Source organism: Streptomyces sp. NPDC017936 (assembly GCF_044328485.1).
GTDB lineage: Bacteria > Actinomycetota > Actinomycetes > Streptomycetales > Streptomycetaceae > Streptomyces.
This window is the reverse complement of record NZ_JBIRHK010000003.1, coordinates 1-19801: the sequence shown is the minus strand read 5'-3', so window position 1 is coordinate 19801 and position 19801 is coordinate 1. Positions and strand designations below refer to the sequence as shown.

Annotated in this window: 17 protein-coding genes and 1 tRNA gene; 8 read left to right on the top strand and 10 right to left on the bottom strand. The window is 74.1% G+C overall.

Going from position 1 to position 19801, the window contains the following annotated elements:
* The first annotated feature begins 49 nt into the window (after positions 1-49).
* Positions 50-637 (top strand): isochorismatase family protein, encoded by a 588-nt coding sequence (locus ACH4F6_RS06745; protein WP_397958824.1) that lies wholly within the window; start codon positions 50-52, stop codon positions 635-637.
* Positions 638-974: 337 nt separating this feature from the next.
* On the opposite strand, the gene ACH4F6_RS06740 is transcribed toward ACH4F6_RS06745, so the two are convergent.
* Positions 975-1307, bottom strand: coding sequence for a hypothetical protein (locus ACH4F6_RS06740; RefSeq protein WP_397958823.1), 333 nt, complete (start codon positions 1305-1307; stop codon positions 975-977).
* A 133-nt stretch (positions 1308-1440) separates the two neighbouring features.
* Positions 1441-3789, bottom strand: coding sequence for an immune inhibitor A domain-containing protein (locus tag ACH4F6_RS06735; protein ID WP_397958822.1), 2349 nt, complete (start codon positions 3787-3789; stop codon positions 1441-1443).
* Positions 3790-4140: 351 nt separating this feature from the next.
* Between ACH4F6_RS06735 and ACH4F6_RS06730 the strand changes: the two genes are divergently transcribed.
* Positions 4141-4416, top strand: a complete 276-nt coding sequence (locus tag ACH4F6_RS06730; protein ID WP_397958821.1) for a hypothetical protein — start codon at positions 4141-4143, stop codon at positions 4414-4416.
* Between the two features lie 62 nt (positions 4417-4478).
* Here the strand turns inward: ACH4F6_RS06730 and ACH4F6_RS06725 are convergent, their stop codons facing one another.
* From ACH4F6_RS06725 to ACH4F6_RS06715, 3 genes are all read right to left on the bottom strand, one after another.
* Positions 4479-5159, bottom strand: a complete 681-nt coding sequence (locus tag ACH4F6_RS06725; protein WP_397958820.1) for an RDD family protein — start codon at positions 5157-5159, stop codon at positions 4479-4481.
* 99 nt (positions 5160-5258) lie between these two features.
* Positions 5259-6998 carry an RDD family protein gene (locus ACH4F6_RS06720; protein WP_397958819.1) on the bottom strand — a complete coding sequence of 580 codons (1740 nt, stop codon included), beginning with the start codon at positions 6996-6998 and terminating at the stop codon, positions 5259-5261.
* 255 nt (positions 6999-7253) lie between these two features.
* Positions 7254-8660 (bottom strand): FAD-binding oxidoreductase, encoded by a 1407-nt coding sequence (locus ACH4F6_RS06715; RefSeq protein WP_397958818.1) that lies wholly within the window; start codon positions 8658-8660, stop codon positions 7254-7256.
* A 92-nt stretch (positions 8661-8752) separates the two neighbouring features.
* Here ACH4F6_RS06715 and ACH4F6_RS06710 point away from each other — a divergent pair, with 92 nt between their 5' ends.
* Positions 8753-10198, top strand: a complete 1446-nt coding sequence (locus tag ACH4F6_RS06710) for a tetratricopeptide repeat protein (protein WP_397958817.1) — start codon at positions 8753-8755, stop codon at positions 10196-10198.
* Between the two features lie 29 nt (positions 10199-10227).
* Here ACH4F6_RS06710 and hppD read toward each other — a convergent pair whose 3' ends face one another.
* Positions 10228-11373, bottom strand: a complete 1146-nt coding sequence (gene hppD, locus ACH4F6_RS06705) for a 4-hydroxyphenylpyruvate dioxygenase (RefSeq protein ID WP_397958816.1) — start codon at positions 11371-11373, stop codon at positions 10228-10230.
* 181 nt (positions 11374-11554) lie between these two features.
* Between hppD and ACH4F6_RS06700 the strand changes: the two genes are divergently transcribed.
* From ACH4F6_RS06700 to ACH4F6_RS06690, 3 genes are all read left to right on the top strand, one after another.
* The gene (locus ACH4F6_RS06700; RefSeq protein WP_397958815.1) at positions 11555-12049 is read left to right on the top strand and encodes an Lrp/AsnC family transcriptional regulator; all 495 of its coding nucleotides are present in this window, start codon (positions 11555-11557) and stop codon (positions 12047-12049) included.
* Between the two features lie 4 nt (positions 12050-12053).
* Positions 12054-12701, top strand: coding sequence for an ABC transporter permease (locus tag ACH4F6_RS06695; RefSeq protein ID WP_397958814.1), 648 nt, complete (start codon positions 12054-12056; stop codon positions 12699-12701).
* A 114-nt stretch (positions 12702-12815) separates the two neighbouring features.
* The gene (locus ACH4F6_RS06690; RefSeq protein ID WP_397958813.1) at positions 12816-13625 is read left to right on the top strand and encodes an ABC transporter permease; all 810 of its coding nucleotides are present in this window, start codon (positions 12816-12818) and stop codon (positions 13623-13625) included.
* Positions 13626-13636: 11 nt separating this feature from the next.
* Here the strand turns inward: ACH4F6_RS06690 and ACH4F6_RS06685 are convergent, their stop codons facing one another.
* Entirely contained in the window at positions 13637-14428 is a 792-nt protein-coding gene (locus ACH4F6_RS06685) for a S16 family serine protease (RefSeq protein ID WP_397958812.1), read from the bottom strand.
* Between the two features lie 114 nt (positions 14429-14542).
* On the opposite strand from ACH4F6_RS06685, the gene ACH4F6_RS06680 reads away from it, so the two are divergent.
* On the top strand, positions 14543-14737 hold the full coding sequence (locus ACH4F6_RS06680) for a hypothetical protein (RefSeq protein ID WP_397958811.1): 195 nt from the start codon (positions 14543-14545) through the stop codon (positions 14735-14737).
* Positions 14738-14917: 180 nt separating this feature from the next.
* Here ACH4F6_RS06680 and ACH4F6_RS06675 read toward each other — a convergent pair whose 3' ends face one another.
* From ACH4F6_RS06675 to ACH4F6_RS06665, 3 genes are all read right to left on the bottom strand, one after another.
* The gene (locus ACH4F6_RS06675; RefSeq protein WP_397958810.1) at positions 14918-15559 is read right to left on the bottom strand and encodes an IclR family transcriptional regulator; all 642 of its coding nucleotides are present in this window, start codon (positions 15557-15559) and stop codon (positions 14918-14920) included.
* A gap of 356 nt (positions 15560-15915) precedes the next feature.
* A complete protein-coding gene (locus ACH4F6_RS06670) occupies positions 15916-17703 on the bottom strand; it encodes a DEAD/DEAH box helicase (RefSeq protein WP_397958809.1) in 1788 nt (595 codons plus the stop codon).
* Positions 17704-17922: 219 nt separating this feature from the next.
* On the bottom strand, positions 17923-19365 hold the full coding sequence (locus tag ACH4F6_RS06665; RefSeq protein WP_397958808.1) for an MFS transporter: 1443 nt from the start codon (positions 19363-19365) through the stop codon (positions 17923-17925).
* 221 nt (positions 19366-19586) lie between these two features.
* On the opposite strand from ACH4F6_RS06665, the gene ACH4F6_RS06660 reads away from it, so the two are divergent.
* Positions 19587-19658, top strand: a tRNA-Cys gene (locus tag ACH4F6_RS06660).
* The last annotated feature ends 143 nt before the right edge of the window (positions 19659-19801 follow it).

Here is a 19801-nt window from a genome sequence, read left to right as displayed (position 1 = left end):
CTCGCCCGGGCTCGGAAGAGCCGGGGACCCCCATCGAAGGACACCCACCATGCGCCGCGCCTTGATCGTCGTAGACGTGCAGAACGACTTCTGCGAGGGGGGCAGCCTCGCGGTGGCCGGGGGTGCCGACGTGGCCGCCGCGATCACCGAGCTGATCGGGCAGGCCCCCGCCGGTTACCGGCACGTCGTGGCCACCCGCGACCACCACATCGCGCCCGGCGGCCACTTCGCCGACAACCCCGACTACGTCCACTCCTGGCCCGCGCACTGCGTGGCGGGCACCGAGGGCGTGGGCTTCCACCCGAACTTCGCCCCGGCGGTCGCCTCGGGCGCCATCGACGCCGTCTTCGACAAGGGCGCCTACGCGGCCGCGTACAGCGGCTTCGAGGGGGCCGACGAGAACGGCGTGAAGCTGGGCGACTGGCTGCGGACGCGGCAGATCGACGAGGTGGACGTCGTCGGCATCGCCACCGACCACTGCGTCCGGGCGACCGCGCTGGACGCGGCGCGGGAGGGCTTCCGCACGCAGGTGCTGCTCGACCTGACCGCCGGGGTGGCCCAGCAGACCACCGAGCGGGCGATCGAGGAGCTGCGGGAGGCGGGCGTCGAGCTGACCGGCAAGCCGGTGGTGCAGTAGCCGCCGGCCGGCCGTCCGCCCCGCACGGACCGCCGGCCGCTCGGCCGGCCGGTCGCCGGGGGACGGAACGTCCGCGTGTCGGCTCGCCGCCGTGCGCGAGCGGTGGGCCGGCCGCCGCCGCACGGACCGCCGGCCGACCGCCGCCGCACGGGCCGCCGACCGGCCGTGGGCGGATGGACCGTCGACCGGCGGCCGGCGGACGCTCCGGCCGTCAGCGGACGTCTTGGCCGTCGGCGGACCGGCGCACGCGCGCCCCGGCCGTCGGCGGACCGGCGCACGCGCGCCCCGGCCGTCGGCGGACCGGCGCGCGGACGGCGCGTCCGCCGGCCGCCGCGCGCTACGGCTGTGCCACCGGCTTCCTCAGCAGGGACCGGATCGGGCGCCACAGCTCCGGGACCGCGGGGGCGGTGGGGCCCGGGGCCGTCCGCCATATCAGGCCGTCGGGGTGGTGCAGGACCGCCGTGATCTCGTCCGGCGTCGGCGGCGCGGCGTTCCCCCGCAGGTAGACGGCGCGCAGGCCCAGGTTGCGGAGCCTGGTCAGGGCCCGGGCGCGGTTCTGGGCGAGGACGAGGACGCGCACTCCCGTGGCGGCGTCCACGACGGGGCTGGGCAGGTTCAGCGCCACCACCACCGTGCCGTTCGGCAGCTTGCAGAAGCCTCCTGCGGCCATGCGGTCACACCCCCGTGCGGGTCGGAGTCGATGCGTGCGTCAATAAGGGCAACACAGGAGGCACCTAAACACGATCGGCGGCGACCCGCCAGGGGGTCGCCGCCGATACGCCTCTGACCTGCGAGGACGTCGACTACTTCGCCGAAGGTCCGACCTTCACCGTGATCGTCGAGCCGCTGAGGGGCTCGTTGACGATCTTGATGGAGGTGTTGGTGTCAGTGACCTTGACGCCGGCCGTCGGGTTCGACGCGTCGTAGTAGCTCGACTTGCCGTCGTCGAAGACCGGGACGCCCGGACGCGACTTGATCTTGGTGGCGACGTCCGCCTTGTGCAGCGTGATCGCGTCGGTCGGGTACCAGCTGAAGGTGGAGTCGAAGGCCTGGATGCGGTTGCGCATCAGGGTGCCGTCGGTCCACTTCAGCGCGGTCGGGTGGGAGTCGATCGGCAGGATCAGGCCCTCACCCGGGTGCGTGCTGGTGTTGTCGTCCGCCTGGGAGGTGTCCCACTTCCAGATCAGCAGGCCGTTCTGGTACGGGTAGTGCTCCACCCAGTCCGGACGGGTCGTGGAGAAGCCATAGTTGTACGGGCCGACCTTGAGGGTCGTGTCGTACGAGACGTACTGGCGGTTCTCGGCGATGTAGTACTGCGCGTAGTCGTCCGTGATGGCCGCGCCGATGCGGGTGAAGCCGCCGGTCTTCCAGGCCGCGTCGGCGGTCTCCGCGTTGTCGGAGAAGAGGGTGGCGCCGTCGGCGGTCACCGTGATCCCGTCGGCCGCGAAGCCCTTCTGGGCCACGCCGCCGTCGGTGGCGTAGCGGAAGCGCAGGTCGATCTTCTTGCCCGCGTAGGCGTCCAGCGGGAACGTCAGCTTCTGGTAGGCGTCGACCGTGCCGGTGAGGGCGGGCTTGCCGCTGCCGTCACGCGGGACGGCGGAGCCGTCGGCCAGCGTGCCGTCGACCGGCGTGAAGCTCGCGCCGCCGTCGGTGGACACCTCGGTGTAGAGGTAGTCGTAGTCGGTCTCGATGTCCCACCAGCCGTCGAGGGTGAGCGCCGCCGACGACTTGCCGGTCAGGTCGACCGAGCGGGTCAGGGTGTTGCGCAGGTCGTCACCGCTGCCGCTCCACCACTGGGTCGCGCCCTGCGCGGGGGCGACGACGTCGGTGGTGACCGTCTTCTCCGGCAGTTCGACGATGAGGGCCTGGGCGTCCTTGGTGTTGTACTCCGCCACGCCCAGCTTGTGGGTGGACTTCACGCCCGCCTTGGCGACGTCGTAGTCGAGCCAGCCGAGCTGGAGCTTGTCCCAGGCGTTCAGGTCGCCGGGCAGGTCGCCGATGGCGTCCTTGCCGGTGCCCAGCCAGGAGCCGGACGACATCAGGGTCCAGAAACCGGTGGAGTTGTCGCCGCCCTCGGTGTCGTACTCGTCGGGCAGGCCGAGGTCGTGGCCGTACTCGTGGGCGAAGACGCCGAGTCCGCCGTTCTCCGGCTGGATGGTGTAGTCGCCGACCCAGATGCCGGTGTCGCCGATCTGGGTGCCGCCCAGCTTGTTGCTGTCGGGACCGGTGGAGCCGGCGTCGGTGCCGAAGGCGTACCAGCGGTGGGCCCAGATCGCGTCCTCGCCCTGGGCGCCGCCGCCCGCGGACTCGTCCTCGCCGGCGTGCACGATCTGGAAGTGGTCGATGTAGCCGTCGGACTCGTTGAAGTCGCCGTCGCCGTCGAAGTCGTAACGGTCCCACTGGTCGTACTCGGCGAGCTCCGCCTTGATCTCGGCGGCGGTGTCGCCGGCTGCCTCGCGCTGGGCGACCCAGGCGTTGACGCCGTCCTGCACCGCGTACCAGGCGCCGGTGGCGGCGTCGTTCGAGCCGTAACGGGCCTCGTTGTAGGGGACCTTGACCCAGTCGGTCACTTCGCCCTCGACCGAGTAGCGGCCCGAGGACTGCTTCTCGTAGTACTTCTTCAGCGACTCGGTGTTCTTGCCGGTGCCGAAGTAGAGGTCCTGGAAGTGCTTCTGGTCGTAGTCGGCCTGCCAGGCCGTGCTGTTGTCCTTGGTGCGGTCCGGCTGCGCGATCTGGTTGTGCAGCGGGCCGGGGGTGCCGCCGTAGCGGGGGTCGACCTGGTCGCCGAACTCGACGAGGATCGTGAAGATCTTGTCGGTCTTCTCGCGGCCGAGCTCGACGTACTTGCTCGTGCCCTTGCGGCTGTCGAGCCGGACGACCTTGGAGCCGTCCTTCTTGCTGACCGTGGCCTCGCCGGATATGACCTGCTTGAGGGCCTCTTCGCGCTGGGCCTCCTGCGTCTTGCTGAGCGGCCCGTCGAAGTCGTGTCCGCGGGCGCCGACCGGCTGCGGGTCGTTCCGGTCCGCCGCCGGGGCCTTCGCCGGCGCGCCCTCGGCCGCCTGCGCCACGGCGAACGTCGAGAACGTCGCCGAGGCCGCCGCGAGGGCGACGACCGTGGCGGCCGTCCTGAACGTCCAGGATCTACTGCTCACTTGATGCCTCCCCTAACGCGTGCCGGACGCGCGGAAGGGGGATCCATGTCAAGGGAAGTCCGCGCGCGGTTATACGCGTGTAGTCAAGTGCCGTCATTTGACTACTGGTTCCGCGGAAAAGACAGACCTTGACTTGGACAGGTCAATTGCATTATCAGGAGACGGCGTTCGCATTGCGGACGCATGACCGTAACGTGACGGGCGCGCGGACCGTCCACCGAGTGGACGTCATGACTCCGTGCGCCCCCTGTGCTCCGGCACCGTGGGTTAGGTCACGCTTACCGTTCGTTCCCCTCGGGCATGGAGGCGAATAGAGTCGAGACCGCCCCCGCTTCCGAGGACACGATTGCCATGCCTCGTCCGACTGTCGCACAGCTCACGTACGGTTCCTGCACCGTGATCTTCTCGGCGCTCGCCATGCTGGCGCTGTCCGGGACGAGTTCGGGCTCACTCGTCGCGGTCATCTCCGTCACCGCGGTCGCCCTCGGCGTGCTCGTCGCCATGACGGTCCCGGTCCCCCGGCGGACCCCCGTCGTCGTGGCCCGCTCCCCCATGGACGAGCGGCCCGTGCCCGCCTCGGTCGCCGCCGCCGCGCCCGAGCCCGTCCGGGAACCGTCGGCGCCCTGAACGTGACGGCGACGGGGCCCGCGCCTGCCGGGCGCGGGAACCGTCGCCGTGCTGTCGCCGCGTCAGCCGGCGGCGACCACCACCGTCTTGGCGGCCTTGTCGTGCAGGCCCTGCTTGTAGGGCTTGTCGAAGAAGCTCCAGCCGCCGCAGATCGCCGTCCACAGACAGGCGCAGCAGAACGCGAACGGCAGCCACAGCACCAGGGCCCGCACCAGTGAGGTCTGCGTGGAGGGCGTCGCGCCGTTGTCCAGGTTGGCCACGCGCATGCCCAGCCACCGCTTGCCCAGCGTCTGCCCGGTGCGGGCGATCAGGACGGTGTCGTAGGCGACGTAGAGGACGGCCGCCACCACGGACTGCCCCAGCGACTTGCCGACCTCGACCCGGTCGCCGTCCATCGCGTACTCGTTGACCCGGAACGCCCACGTCAGCAGCCAGACGACGATCCCCACCAGGACCATGTCGATGATCCGCGCCAGGGTCCGCTTGCCGCTGTCGGCGAGCGGCGGCATCCCGGCGAGCGGATCGGCCGGATAACCGCCGTACGGGTCACCGCCGTGGGGACCGCCCCCGTAGGGGGGCGGCTGCTGACCGCCGGGGGGCGGCTGCCCGCCCTGACCGCCGTACGGGCCGTCGTACGGCGAGCCCTGCGGACCCTGCCCCGGACCGGTCGGGGGCTGCTGCTTCCTGAACGGATCGTCCTCCGGCGGCTCGCCGCCGGAACCGGGGGGCGGTTCGGTCGTCATGGCCCGAGTCGACCGCGAACCCCGCGCCCGCGCATCCGGCGAGCGGCCGTCCGGGCTACGGCGTCCCCCGGACCGTCGGCGGTACGGGCCGGCGGCCGGTCAGCCCGCCACGAACGTGTGCGCCGCCTTGTCGTGCCAGCACTGGCGCCACGGCTTGTCGAACAGGCCCCACAGCACGCCCACGACACCGACGGCGAGCAGGCCGGGCACGCTGTAGACGAGCCAGCGGCGCAGGGCCGCGCCGAAGGACGGCGGCTCGTGGCCCTCGATGTCCCGCACCTGAAGGCCGAACAGCTTCTTGCCCAGCGTGCGGCCCCACTTGGCGGTCGGCAGCGCCTCGTACAGGATCCCGGCGACCATCAGCACGGCGAGCACGATGCCGAGGTACACCGACGTCGTGCCGTCCAGCAGCCAGACGGTGACGGTCTGTCCGGTGAGCTCGGCCGCCTCGATCTTGTCGTCGACGTGCTCGAAGGCCTTCGTGCCCAGCGGGACGGCGGCGGCGGAGGTGACGGCCGCGAGCACGAGCGTGTCGACGGCGCGGGCGGCCAGCCGCTTGCCGAGGCCCGCCGGGCGGGCCGCCGCCTGGCGCCGGGCGGCGGCCTGGAAGACGTCGTCGACCGGCGGCTTCCAGGGGGCGACCGGCTGGTCGTCCGCGGAGCCCGCGAGCCGGTGCACCTGCTGCGCCCAGGACGGCTGGCCGCCGCCCGGACCGGCGCTCATCGGCGTGACGGGCTGCGCCGCCGCCGGCTGGGGGCCGGCGGCCTGCTGGGGGACGCCCGGGGCGGCCTGCGGGGGGCCGGGGAAGGAAGGGGCGGGCATCTGGGCCGCGGGCGGGGCGGCCTGGACGCCCGCGGCGCCCTGCGGGGCCGGGGCCGGAGCCGGGACGGCGGGTGCCTGGGCGCCCTGCGGCGCCTGCGCCTGGGCGGCCTGGGCCGCCGCGGCGCGCTCGGCCGCGGCCTTGCCCGCGCCGAAGCCGGGCTTCGCGGCGGGCGCCGGAGCGGCGGCCGGAGCGCCGAAACCCGCCCCGGAGGCCGCGGCGGCCCCGGCGCCGGGTGCGCCGACGGGCCCCTGCGCACCGAAGCCGGCGGCGGGAGCGGCGCCCTGCGCACCGGCCGCGCCCACCGGCCCCTGAGGTCCGAGACCGGCCGCCGCCGGAGCGCCCGGTGTCCCGGGCGTTCCCCGGCCCGGCCCCGCCGGCGCGCCCGCGGCACCGGGGTGCGCCCCCGGCGCCCCGCCCTGGTGGGGTGCGCGCGGGTCCCGGGCGCGGAACGTCATGGTGCCGTCGTCCGCGACGGGGCCGGAGGCGGCGGAGGGGGCCGCCGCGGAGGCGGGACCGGCCGTCGGGCGGCGGAAGACGAAGGTGCCCCCGTCGGCTCCGCGGTCCGGCTCCGGCCCGGCGGCGGGGACGCCCGCCGCACCGTCGGCGCCGGCCGGCCGCGCGTCCGGCGGGACCGCGCCCGTGCGCGGGTCCGGGCCCGGCGGGTTCCCCCAGGACAGCCCGCGGTCCTGCTCGCCGCCGAAGCCGGACTGCCGGGAGCCGTCGGCGCCCCACGCGTCCGCCGGTTCCGGGCGGCTGCCGTACTGCTCGGCCGGGGCCGGGTCCTCGTCGAAGAAGTGCGGGCCGGTCTCCTCGACCGAGGCGAGGGGGACGGCGGGAGCCGCCGGCCGCGCGCCGGACGGGGGCGCGAGCGGCTCGCCGTCGGACGGCGCCGGGCGGCTGGTGCCGGGCACCCAGGCGGAACCGTTCCAGTACCGGACGTATCCGGGGATGGACGGGTCCGGGTAATACCCCTCGCGGGGCCTGTCGTCACCGGGGGCCGGGGTTGGGGCGCTCATGTCCGTCGTCCCGTATCTGCTCGGGGGTGGGATGGGGGCCTCCACATCTATCAGACGAGCGCGAGCCCCACCGCCAGTCCCGCCGTACCCACTTCTTTCCGGGCAACCGCGTGCACGTCTTCGCACGTTCGGACCGCACGGCGAACAAAGTCCGCGGAACCCGCGTGACGATCCGGACCCCGCGCTCCCTCCCCTCCGCACGGGCTCGTGCCGGACGGCCTCGGGAGGAGGACGGGCCCGCGGCCCGTCCCGGGGTCAGAACAGCTTGCCCGGGTTGAGGATGCCCAGCGGGTCGAAGGCCTGTTTGACGGCCCGCTGCATCTCCAGGCCCACCGGGCCGAGTTCGCGCGCCAGCCACTCCTTCTTCAGCACGCCCACGCCGTGTTCGCCGGTGATCGTGCCGCCGAGTTCCAGGCCGAGGGCCATGATCTCGTCGAAGGACTCGCGGGCGCGCCGGCACTCGTCGGGGTCCCGCGCGTCGAAGCAGACGGTGGGGTGGGTGTTGCCGTCACCCGCGTGGGCGACGAGCCCGATGGTGAGCCGGTGCTTCTCGGCGATGCGCTCGACGCCCTCCAGCATGTCCCCGAGCCGCGACCGGGGCACGCACACGTCGTCGATCATCGTCGTGCCCTTGACGGCCTCCAGGGCGACGAGCGACGACCGCCGCGCCTGGAGGAGCAGTTCGGACTCGGCCGCGTCCGCCGCCGGGACGACCTGGGTGGCGCCGGCGGCCTCGCACAGCGCGCCCACGGCGGCGAGGTCGGCGGCCGGGTCGGTGGTGTCGAAGGCGGCGAGCAGCAGGGCCTCGGTGGTCTCGGGCAGGCCCATGCGCGTGAGGTCGTTGACGGCCTTCACCGTCGTCCGGTCCATGAGTTCGAGGAGGGACGGCACATGGCCTCCGGCCATGATCCGGCAGACCGCGTCGCAGGCGGCGGCGCCCGAGGCGAACTCGGCGGCCAGGACGAGCTGCGCGGGCGGCCGCGGCCTCAGCGCCAGGACGGCCCGGACGACGATGCCGAGCGAGCCCTCGGAGCCGACGAAGAGGCGGGTCAGGTCGTACCCGGCGACGCCCTTGGCGGTGCGCCGGCCGGTGGACATCAGCCGGCCGTCGGCGAGGACGACGTCGAGGCCGAGGACGTACTCGGCCGTCACCCCGTACTTCACGCAGCACAGCCCGCCGGAGGCGGTGCCGATGTTGCCGCCGATCGTGCACGTCTCCCAGCTGGAGGGGTCCGGGGGGTAGTACAGGCCGTGCTCGCCCACCGCGCGGGAGAGCACCGCGTTGACGACGCCCGGCTCGACGACGGCGATGCGGTCGACCGGGCTGATCTCCAGGATCCGGTCCATCCTCGTCAGGGACAGCACGACGCAGCCGTCGGAGGCGTTGGCGGCGCCCGACAGGCCGGTGCGGGCGCCCTGCGGGACGACCGGGACGCGCAGCGCGGTGGCGGTGCGCATGACGTGCTGGACCTGCTCGACCGTGCGCGGCAGCACCACCGCGGCCGGGGCGCCGGCCGGGCAGAAGCTCGCCATGTCGTTGGCGTACGAGGCCGTGACGTCGGGGTCGGTGAGGACCGCCTCGGCGGGCAGGCCGTCGAGCAGACGGCCGAGGAGGCCGCCGGTCGCTTCGTCGCGGGGAGCTTCGACACTGCTCATGATCACAGCGTCGCACCCGGGGCCATCGGTGTGAACCCCGTCTGCGGCACCCGGCGGATGCCGGGACCTGATCGTCGTACTGACGCACAGTGAGCGCCATGGACAGCGCCATGAAGACCGAAGCCACCGGCCGACCGCCGCAGACCCCCGCCCCCCGGGAGGGGGCCCGCTCCCGGCTGCTGCGCCGCATCCTCCTCGGCTCGCTGGCCGGAAGCCTGCTGCTGGGCGGGGTCCTCGTGCTCCTGCCCGGCGAGACGCGGCCTCCGGCGCCCGGACCGCTGCCGGGGGCGCAGGCGCACTCGGCGGTGCGCACCGGGGTGGCGGCCGCGCTGCCCGACCTGGCCGTGCTGATCGAGGAACGCGAGACGCGGCTGCGCGAGCACCCGCGGGACTTCCGCAGCTGGGCGGTCCTCGGCGCGGCCTACGTCGAGCAGGGCCGGCGCACCGCCGACGCCTCCGTCTTCTACCCCAAGGCCGAGCGGGCCCTGCGCACCTCGCTGCGCGTGCGGCCCAAGGACAACGCCGAGGCCCTCGTCGGCCTGGCCACCCTCGCCAACGCCCGCCGCGACTTCCGGGCGGCCAGGACCTGGGGCGAGGCCGCCCGGACGCTGGCGCCGAAGCGGTGGACCGCGTATCCGCAGCTCATCGACGCCTACACCGGGCTCGGCGACCACAAGAAGGCGCAGGCCGCCCTGGACCGGCTGACCCGGCTGCGCTCCGGGCCGGAGGTGCGGGCGCGGGCGGCGGTCGTCTACTGGGACCGGGGCTGGCGCGAGGACGCGGCGGCCGCGCTGTCCGACGCGGCGGCCGGGGCGTCCTCGCCCGCCGAGGAGGCGCAGTGGCGGGAGCGGGCCGGGCAGCTCGCCTGGGAGCGCGGCGACCGGGAGGTGGCCCTGCGCCTCTTCCGGGAGGCGGTGCGCCTCGACCCGGACCAGCGGGCCGCGCAGATCGGGCAGGGGCGGGTGCTGGCGGCGCTCGGACGCACGGCGAAGGCGCTGAGCGCGTACCAGGTGGCCCTCGACCGGCAGCCGTCGCCGCAGTACGCGCTGGAGCTGGGCGAGCTGTACGAGTCGCTGGGCATGGTCCGGGAGGCCCGGGTGCAGTACGACCTGCTGCGGCAGCGGGTGCGGCAGGAGGCGGCGGGCGGGGTCGACGGGCAGCTGGTGCTCGGCCGGTTCGAGGCCGACCACGGTGATCCGGCGGCCGCGGTGCGGCGGCTGCGCGCCGAGTGGCGGCGGCAGCCGGGGATCGCCGTCGCGGACGCGCTGGGCTGGGCGCTGCACCGGGCCGGCCAGGACAAGGAGGCGCTGAAGTACGCCGTGATCGCCACCGACAAGGCGCACGGGGGCGCGGTGCGCAGTGCGCCGTACGCCTACCACCGGGGCATGATCGAGCGGGGGCTGAAGCGGTACGGGCCGGCCCGGCGGCACCTCCAGGAGGCGCTGCGGATCAACCCGTACTTCTCCCCGCTGCACGCGCGCACGGCCCGGGAGGCCCTGGCGGAGCTGGGCGAGCCGGCGGTGACGGACCCGCCGGAGCTCTGACCCCGCCCCGCCCGGTGCGCGGGTGCCCCCTACAGGTTGCCGCGCTTGGCCTGCTCCCGTTCGATCGCCTCGAACAGGGCCTTGAAGTTGCCCTTGCCGAAGCCCATCGAGCCGTGCCGTTCGATGAGTTCGAAGAACACCGTCGGGCGGTCCTGGACCGGCTTGGTGAAGATCTGGAGCAGGTAGCCGTCCTCGTCGCGGTCGGCGAGGATCTTCAGCTCGCGCAGGGTCTCCACGGGGACGCGGGTGTCGCCGACCCACTCGCCGAGGGTGTCGTAGTAGGAGTCGGGCGTGTCGAGGAACTGGACGCCGGCCGCGCGCATGGTCCGGACCGTCTGCACGATGTCGTTGGTGTTCAGCGCGATGTGCTGGACGCCGGCGCCGCCGTAGAACTCCAGGTACTCGTCGATCTGGGACTTCTTCTTGGCGACGGCGGGCTCGTTGATCGGGAACTTGACCTTCAGGGTCCCGTCCGCGACCACCTTCGACATCAGCGCGCTGTACTCGGTGGCGATGTCGTCGCCCACGAACTCCTTCATGTTCGTGAAGCCCATGACCTTGTTGTAGAAGCCGACCCACTCGTTCATCCGGCCGAGTTCGACGTTGCCGACGCAGTGGTCGACCGCCTGGAAGGTGCGCTGGGCGGGCGGCTCGACGATCGGGCTCGCGGCCACGAAGCCGGGCAGGTACGGGCCCTCGTAGCCGGTCCGCTCGACCAGCGTGTGGCGGGTCTCGCCGTACGTGGCGATCGCGGCCAGCACCACCGTGCCGTGCTCGTCCTTCAGCTCGTACGGCTCGGCGACCGAGCGGGCGCCGTGCTCGAGGGCGTAGGCGTACGCGGCGCGCGCGTCCGGGACCTCGATGGCGAGGTCGACCACGCCGTCGCCGTGCTCGGCCACGTGCCGGTCGAGGAAGCGGCCCCACTCGGTGGCGGGCTTGATCACCGAGGTGAACACGAAACGGGCGGAGCCGTTCTCGAGGACGTAGGCGGCGGTCTCGCGGCTGCCGTTCTCCGGTCCGGAGTAGGCGACCAGTTGCATGCCGAAGGCGGTGGAGTAGTAGTGCGCCGCCTGCTTGGCGTTGCCCACGGCGAAGACGACCGCGTCCATTCCCTTGACCGGGAAGGGATCGGCCTGCCGGGCGGTGTCGGGAGTGTGGTGTGTGGTCTGCGTCATGGCCGAAGCCTCGCCCCGCCCGGCAAGGTGCGCAACACTTCGCTCGTCGGCTGGGCAATCTGCCCAGCGGCACGGCGGCCGTGGCGGACTTTCTGTACAGGGTGACCACGGCGCGCATGGTCCGCGGGGTGCGCCGGGGCGTCCCGGAGGGGAACGAGCCGGAGAGAGGGGTGGGCGGGGCATGGGGATCGACCGTCTGGACGGGCGGATCATCGTGCTGCTGGCGCGGGAGCCGCGCATCGGGGTGCTGGAGATGTCGCGGCGGCTGGGTGTCGCGCGGGGCACCGTGCAGGCGCGGCTCGACCGGCTTCAGTCGAACGGAGTCATCCGCGGGTTCGGGCCCGAAGTGGACCCGGCGGCCCTCGGCTACCCGGTCACGGCGTTCGCGACGCTCCAGATCCGCCAGGGCCAAGGCGCCCACGTGCGGGCGCACTTGGCGACCGTGCCGGAGGTGCTGGAGCTGCACACCACGACCGGCAGCGGGGACATGCTGTGCCGGCTGGTGGCCCGCTCCAACGCCGATCTCCAGCGGGTGATCGACCTGGTCGTCGGTTTCGATGGGATCGTCCGGGCCTCCACCGCGATCGTGATGGAGAACGCCGTTCCGCTGCGGATCATCCCGCTGGTGGAGCAGGCGGCCCGGGACCGGGAAGGACCGGGCCGACCTGCGGGGTGAGCGTGTGAGCTTCTGGGAGTACCTGGGAAACCGGCACCAGCAGCTGCTCGCGGACGCCTGCCGGCACGCGGGCGTGGTCTTCCCGTGCGTGCTGGCGGCGACCGTGCTCGGGGTGCTGATCGGGGTCCTCACCTACCGCAGCGGCCGGGGCGGCGGCCTCGCCGCCACCGCCGCGTCCACGGTCCTGACGGTCCCCTCCCTCGCCCTGATCGGCCTGCTGGTCCCGGTGGTGGGGCCGGGCGCGCCGGCGACGGTGGCCGCGCTGACGCTGTACGGGCTGCTGCCGGTGGTGCGGAACTCGATCGTGGGCCTGCGGGGCGTCGACCCGTCCCTGGTGGACGCGGGCAGGGGCATCGGGATGTCCCGGCTGACGCGGCTGGCCCGGATCGAGCTGCCGCTGGCCTGGCCGCCGATCCTCACGGGCGTCCGGGGCTCCACGCGGATGCTGATGGGCGTCGCCGCCGTCGCCGCGTACGCCTCCGGGCCCGGCCTCGGCAACGAGATCTTCCGCGGGATCGCCTCCCGGGGCGGCGAGAACGCGCTCAACCAGGTCCTCGGGGGCACGCTCGGCATCGTCGTCCTGGCCCTGCTCTTCGACGCCGTGTACGTCCTCGTCGGCCGGCTGACGATTCCGAGGGGGATCCGTGGCTGAGGGCGGCGCGCACGGAGCGGCGAGCGCGCGGCAGGCGCGGCACGAACCGGAGGAGGGGACGCGGGCCCCGCGGACGCGCGCGGAACAGGAGGGGCACGGCGGGGAGGTGGAGGCGTGACGGCTCCCGGGCCGGCCGAGGAGGCGCGGGAGGAGGAAGAGGGCCCGTCGCCGCCTCCGCGCCGGGCGCGCCGTGTCACCTGGCGGCAGCTGACCGTCCTGCCGTGCTTCCTGGTGGTGCTCCTGCTCGGCACCTTGTGGTGGTTCCGGCAGGCCGACCTGGATCCCGTCTCCCTCGCCGCGCTGTCCGACGGGCGGGTGTCGAAGGCCCTGTGGCAGCACGTCGGGCTGACCGTGATCTCCACCCTCTTCGTGCTGGTCCTCGCGATCCCGCTGGGCGTCCTGCTGGCCCGCGGCCCCCTGCGCGGGGCCGCCCCGTTCGCGACGGCCGTCGCCGGCGCGGGCCGGACGGCACCGGCGATCGGTCTGCTCGCCCTGCTGGTGATCTGGCGGGGCACGGGCGTGACGACGGCCCTGATCGGCATCGTCGTCTGCGCCGTGCTGCCCGTGCTCTCCCGCACCGTCGTGGCCCTGGAGGCGGACGACCCGACGCCGCCGGAGGCGGCGCGCGGCATCGGCACGTCCCCGGCGGGCGCGCCGCCGCGGGCCGCGCCGCCGCCGGCGGTCCCGCTCGTCCTGGCCGGCGTCCGTACGGCGCTGGTGCTGAACGTCGGTACGGCGACCCTGGCGGCCTTCGGCGGGGGCGGCGGGCTCGGCGTCCTCATCACCACCGGCATCGCCGACCGGCGGACGCCGGTGCTGGTGCTCGGCTCGGTCCTCACCGTGGCCCTGGCGCTGCTCGTCGACTGGCTGGCCTCGGTCGCCGAGGCGCTGCTGCGGCCGCGCGGGCCGGCGGCGGGGACGTGAGGCCGGCGGGGTCAGCAGGAGGGCACGGAGCCCTTGCCCTTCTCCAGGGCGACCAGGGAGGAGACCGCGCCCTTGAGGGTGGTCACCGGGATCAGCCGCAGCCCCTCGGGCAGCTCGGCCTTCGCCTCGGAGCACTCGTCCTTCGGCACGAGGAAGACGGTGGCGCCGTCCCGGCGGGCGGCCTGCGTCTTCAGGCCGACCCCGCCGACCGCGCCGACCGTGCCGTCGGCGTCGATGGTCCCCGTGCCGGCGACGGTGCGGCCGCCCGTGAGGTCGCCGCCGCTGCCGTCGCCGTCCAGCTTGTCGACGATGCCCAGGGAGAACAGCAGACCGGCGCTGGGGCCGCCGACGTCGGCGAGCCTCAGCGTGACGTCGATGTCGTCGTCGGCGCGGTCCAGGTACGTCAGCGCCGCCTCGGTCGCGGCGTCCTGCGACTGCTTCATCTGCTCGGTGTTGTGCCGCTCGATCTCCTTGGTGCTCTCCCCGCTGGGGTACACGGAGTCGCGCGGCATGACCGCGAGGTCGGTGCGGAACCAGCTGTCGATCACGTCCCCCAGCGAGATGCGCGCGTCCGGGCCGGTCGCCTCGATGGTCGTCATCCGCAGCTGCCCGCTGGTCTTCCGCGTGGGCGCCCCGGAGATCGTGATCACCGGGGTGCCCTTGTTCTCCCCCAGCACGTTCGCCGTCATCCCCGGCTGCGCCACCGAGAACGGCAGCGGCACGAACCCCGCGGTGGCGAGCAGGGCCGCGAAGGGGACCGCGCAGACGGCGAGAGCTTGGGGGCGCGTGAGGCGTGAGAGCACGAGGTCAATCTAACCTGCGCGGCGGCCGCTCCTCCCGGACGGCCGCGGGTGGCGGGCGGCCGGCCGCGCGGTCCGCCGAGCGCCGGTGTCGGACCCTCCGTCTACTGTCTCCGCATGGACATGGACAACCCGCAGGACGTGGGCGCGGCGTTCGGGGCGCAGATGCTCGGTTTCACGATCAGCGAGGAGCCGCCCCCGCCGGACTCCCCCCTCGGCCGGGTGCGCGCGTTCACCGCTCAGTACGGCGAGGACGCGCTGAGACCCGAGCACTTCGCCGACGCGCGGGCCGGCAGGCCCCTCCTTCCGTGAGCGGACACGGCGAAGCCCCGGCCCCCCGAGGCTGAGGAGCCGGGCGACGTCCGGTCCCCCGCCTCGGAGCCGGGCCGCCTCACGACCGTGTCGGCGACGGCACGGGAGAGGCGGCGGACAGCCGGCCCCGGCCCGGCGCGGCCCGCCCCGGCGGTCCGGCCCCGCGCGGGCGGTCCCTGGCTAGCGCAGCGCCTCCGCGACCTCCCGGGCCGCGTCCACCACCCGCTGCCCCACCCGCTCCGGCACCGCGTCGGCCAGCATCACCACGCCGACGCTGCCCTCGACGCCGGTCACCCCCAGCAGCGGAGCGGCGGCGCCGCTCGCCCCCGCCTCCAGCTCGCCGTGCGTCAGCGTGTAGCCGGGGTCGTCCGCCGGCCTCTGCCGCGCCGCGAGGATCGCCTTGCCCGCCGCCCCGCGGTCCAGCGGGTGCCGGAACCCGGCCCGGTACGCCACGTGGTAGTCCGTCCACGTCGGCTCCACCACGGCGACGGCCAGCGCATCCGCTCCGTCGACCAGCGTCAGGTGCGCGGTCGCCCCTATGTCCTCGGCCAGCGAGCGCAGTGCGGGCAACGCCGCCTCCCGCACCAGCGGATGCACCTGGCGGCCCAGCCTCAGCACCCCCAGCCCGACCCGGGCTCGCCCGCCGAGGTCGCGTCGTACGAGTGCGTGCTGCTCCAGTGTGGCGAGCAACCGGTACACGACGGTCCGGTTGACGCCCAGTTTGTTGGATAGCTCGGTGACGGTCAGCCCGTGGTCCGTATCGGCCAGCAGTTTGAGGACCTTCAGTCCTCGGTCGAGCGTCTGGGAGGTCTCCGCGGTCACGACGCCCACTCCTTAGTGGTGAGGTCGGCGGCCCCCTCGCGGCGGATGCGTCACCGAGTCCCGTCAGTGACGCGCTTCAGAGGCCGCCGATCGGCAGGTGGGCCCGGCGTGTCCGGGCCCGGTCGCTTCACGGCTGCGCTCCGCGGCGGCGCTGCCACGGGGCGTGTGCGTAGCGGGACAGTAGCGAAGCGGGTTCGCTGAGCGGAAGGCTCCGTCCAGAATCCGGTCAGTGGCCGGTAGGGACTGCCTCCGGTTTGCCCCGGTACGTACGCCGCGTGCGGCGCCCCCTCACCGGACGGCTCGCCCCGGGCCGCGGGGCGGCGCTCCGTCGCGGGACGCCGCTCGACCGCGGGGCGTCACTTCATCCGGGTGGCCCACTCCTGCACCTTGGCGATCCGCTGCCGCAGCTGCCCCGCCGTCGCCTCCGCGCTCGGCGGCCCGCCGCACACGCGGCGCAGCTCGGTGTGGATGACGCCGTGCGGCTTGCCGCTCTGGTGGACGTACGCGCCGACCATCGTGTTGAGCTGCCGGCGCAGCTCCATCAGCTCCTTGTGGGAGACGACCGGCCGCCGCTCGGCGGGCAGCTCCAGCAGGTCGGCCTCGGTGTCCGGCTTCTTCTTGCTGTGCGCGATCTGCTTGGCCTGCCGCTTCTGCAGCAGCAGCTGCACCTGCTCGGGCTCCAGCAGCCCCGGGATGCCGAGGTAGTCCTGCTCCTCCTCGCTGCCGGGGTGGGCCTGCATGCCGAACTCGGCGCCGTTGTACATGACGCGGTCGAAGACGGCGTCGGACTCCAGCGCCTCGAAGGGCAGCATGTCCTGCTCGCCGGTGTCCTCGTCCTGCTCCCGGTTCGCCTCGTCCATCTCCTTCTCGGACTCGGCGTACGGGTCCTCCTCGTCCCCGCCCTTCTTGGGCTTGTCAAGGACGTGGTCGCGCTCGCGCTCCATCTCGTTGGCGAAGCCGAGCAGGTCGGGCACGGTGGGCAGGAACACGGAGGCGGTCTCGCCGCGCCGCCGGGACCGCACGAAACGCCCGACGGCCTGCGCGAAGAACAGCGGCGTGGAGATCGTCGTCGCGTACACCCCGACCGCGAGCCGCGGCACGTCGACGCCCTCGGACACCATCCGCACGGCGACCATCCAGCGGTCGGTGCTGCTGCTGAACTCGTCGATCCGGCTGGACGCGCCCGCGTCGTCGGAGAGCACCAGCGTCGCCTTGGTGCCGGTGATCTCGCGGATCAGCTTGGCGTAGGCGCGCGCCGATTCCTGGTCGGAGGCGATGACCAGCGCTCCCGCGTCCGGGATGGCCTTCCTGACCTCGGTGAGCCGCTGGTCCGCGGCGCGCAGCACGCTGGGCATCCACTCGCCGCGCGGATCCAGCGCCGTGCGCCAGGCCTGGCTGATCGCGTCCTTGGTCATCGGCTCGCCGAGCCGTGCGGCGATCTCGTCGCCCGCCTTCGTCCGCCAGCGCATGTTGCCGCTGTAGGAGAGGAAGATGACGGGCCGGACGACGTGGTCGGCCAGGGCGTTGCCGTACCCGTAGGTGTAGTCGGCGGCGGACCGCCGGATCCCGTCGTTGCCCTCCTCGTACGTCACGAAGGGGATGGGGTTGGTGTCCGAGCGGAACGGCGTGCCGGTCAGCGCGAGCCGCCGGGTGGCCGGCTCGAACGCCTCCAGGCAGGCCTCACCCCACGACTTGGAGTCGCCGGCGTGGTGGATCTCGTCGAGGATGACGAGGGTCTTGCGCTGCTCGCTGCGGTTGCGGTGCAGCATGGGCCGGACGCCGACGCCCGCGTACGTCACCGCGACGCCGTGGTAGTCCTTGCTGAGCGGGCCGGCGCTGTACTCCGGGTCCAGCCGGATGCCTATCCGCGCCGCCGCCTCCGCCCACTGCTTCTTCAGGTGCTCGGTCGGCGCGACCACGGTCACCTGCTGCACGACGTGGTGGTGCAGCAGCCAGGAGGCGAGGGTCAGCGCGAAGGTCGTCTTGCCGGCGCCGGGCGTGGCGACGGCGAGGAAGTCGCGCGGCTGCTCCTGGATGTACTTCTCCATCGCCCCCTGCTGCCAGGCACGGAGCTTGCCGGCGGTGCCCCAGGGGGCACGGCCGGGGAAGGCGGGCGAGAGGTGGTGGGAGGAGGAAACAGACATGGGCGTGGGCCCGGAGGGCCCTCCGTTGAGGGTGGCGGCGGGTGTCGGGCGGGCGGTAGTCACGGTCTCCGGTTCGGGGGTCGGACGGCTCGGGTCTCGGCTACGTAGGACAACCGGGCCACCCTACCGGCGGTCCGGACCCGTCCACGCGCGGACGAGGCCGGGTTTTCCCCGGGTGGGATTCACGTCACAGACGTCCCTGCGCGTCGCGCCGCCCGCTCACCGTTCGCGCAGGCGCGTGGTCACCCAGGCCCCCGCCAGCGCGACCCCCGCCATCGGCAGGAACACGGCGGCGAACGCGGCCGGGTGGGAGCCGGAGGCCTCCGCGGCGGTGTGGGAGACGGTGCCGCCGCCCAGGGCGGCGAAGGCGGCGCCCCCGGCGGCCAGCAGGACCACGTTGGACAACCCGTCCGAGATCTGCAGGGCGGCGGAGTTGGTGCCTGCCTCCTCCGGGGCGGACAGCTGGAGCAGCAGCACGCTGCTCGAGGAGATCACCAGCCCCATCCCGAAGCACCCGAAGGCCCACGCGACGGCGACGGTCCACGCGGGCACGGAGGCGATCAGCACGCTGGGCGCGGCGGCGATCGCGGCCGCCACCAGGACCATCCCGACGGTCATCAGCCGCTCCCGGTACGGCTCGACGCGCGGCCGGGACTGCACCCAGGACCCCAGCGCCCAGGTCACCCCGCCCGCCGCGAGCGAGAACCCGGCGAGGGTCGGGCTGAGGCCCCGCTGGGTGACCAGCATCAACGGCACGAAGGACTCGGCGGCGATGAAGGAGCCCGCGGCGACACCACGCAGCAGCACGACCGACGGCAGCCCGCGCGCCGCGCGGTAGGTGCCGCGCGGCAGGAGCCCGAGGACGGCCGGCACGAGCAGGGCGACGCCCGCCAGGGCGGGCAGCGCGGACAGGGGCCGCAGGTCCTGGGCGGCGTACTGGAGCAGTCCGGCCCCGAGGGAGATGCCGAGGGCGAGCCGGATACGGCGCCGGTCGAAGGAGGCGCCCTCGGCCCCGTCGACCGGACCGGCCGCCCGCCGCCGTATCTGCGGCAGCGCGAGCGCCAGCGGAAGCACCACGAGGACGGGTATGCCGACGAACACCCACCGCCACCCGAGGTGCTCGGTCACCGCCCCCGACGCGAGCGGCCCGACGATGGACGGCACGACCCAGCTCGCCGCGAACGCCGCCATGATCGCCGGCCGCAGCCGCTCCGGGTAGGCCCGCCCCACGACGACGTACAGGGCGACGATCACCAGCCCGCCCCCGAAGCCCTGCACGGCCCGGCCGAGGATGAACAGCCACATGACCCCGGCGGTCCCCGACAGCAGCAGCCCGGCCGCGAAGGCGGCGATCCCGCCGGTCAGCGCCCCGAGCGGGCCGCGCCGGTCGGACCACTGCCCCGCCAGCACCATCCCGAACAGGCTGGTCGTGAAGTAGCCGGAGAACGCGAAGGCGTACAGGGACACCCCGTCCAGCTCCCGCGCCGCCACCGGCATGGCCGTGCCCACCGCGGTCGCCTCGAAGGCGATCAGCAGCACGACGGAGACGATCCCGACGCTCAGGGCCCGGTACGACCGTCCCATCACGGTCTCGTCGGACGGCGGTGGGAACGTGCCGGATGCGTCTGCGACACCGGTGTCGCGGGGTTCGAGGACGGCCATGCCCGCCAGAGTAAGGCCCACAACCGACATTGACCCCTGTCGGGGGTCGGGCCTGCCCTGGTCCGATGGTCGTACGTCCTCCCCCGTCGCCGTCTCCGTTCATGAACGGCGTGTGGCAGTCCCGTTGCGGCCCACCCGTCACCCTTGAGCCCGCCTTCCCCTTCGCCCTACGGTCGTTCCACGCGGTCCGGAAGGGCGAAAGCCCGGCAGGACCGGTGAACGGCCGTGTGCCCGAGTGGTTTAGGGGCTCGCCTGCAAAGCGAGTTACGTGGGTTCGATTCCCGCCACGGCCTCCGCTCGCCCGACCGGGCGTCGAAGGGGGGGGCCCCCCCCGGGGGGGGCCCCCGGGGGGGGGGGGGGGGGCCCCCGCGACGGGGGCAAGGCGGCCCCCCCCCCGCGCCCCCAGACCCCGGGGCCCGGTCGCCGGGCGGCGGCC

What these genes read in the sequence shown, in the direction of transcription:
- ACH4F6_RS06670 (WP_397958809.1), bottom strand. Translation starts at nt 17,703, where the DNA reads ATGTCTGTTTCCTCCTCCCACCACCTCTCGCCCGCCTTCCCCGGCCGT.
- ACH4F6_RS06665 (WP_397958808.1), bottom strand. Translation starts at nt 19,365, where the DNA reads ATGGCCGTCCTCGAACCCCGCGACACCGGTGTCGCAGACGCATCCGGC.
- ACH4F6_RS06680 (WP_397958811.1), top strand. Translation starts at nt 14,543, where the DNA reads ATGGACATGGACAACCCGCAGGACGTGGGCGCGGCGTTCGGGGCGCAG.
- ACH4F6_RS06745 (WP_397958824.1), top strand. Translation starts at nt 50, where the DNA reads ATGCGCCGCGCCTTGATCGTCGTAGACGTGCAGAACGACTTCTGCGAG.
- ACH4F6_RS06700 (WP_397958815.1), top strand. Translation starts at nt 11,555, where the DNA reads ATGGGGATCGACCGTCTGGACGGGCGGATCATCGTGCTGCTGGCGCGG.
- ACH4F6_RS06710 (WP_397958817.1), top strand. Translation starts at nt 8,753, where the DNA reads ATGGACAGCGCCATGAAGACCGAAGCCACCGGCCGACCGCCGCAGACC.
- ACH4F6_RS06740 (WP_397958823.1), bottom strand. Translation starts at nt 1,307, where the DNA reads ATGGCCGCAGGAGGCTTCTGCAAGCTGCCGAACGGCACGGTGGTGGTG.
- ACH4F6_RS06720 (WP_397958819.1), bottom strand. Translation starts at nt 6,998, where the DNA reads ATGAGCGCCCCAACCCCGGCCCCCGGTGACGACAGGCCCCGCGAGGGG.
- hppD (WP_397958816.1), bottom strand. Translation starts at nt 11,373, where the DNA reads ATGACGCAGACCACACACCACACTCCCGACACCGCCCGGCAGGCCGAT.
- ACH4F6_RS06725 (WP_397958820.1), bottom strand. Translation starts at nt 5,159, where the DNA reads ATGACGACCGAACCGCCCCCCGGTTCCGGCGGCGAGCCGCCGGAGGAC.
- ACH4F6_RS06730 (WP_397958821.1), top strand. Translation starts at nt 4,141, where the DNA reads ATGCCTCGTCCGACTGTCGCACAGCTCACGTACGGTTCCTGCACCGTG.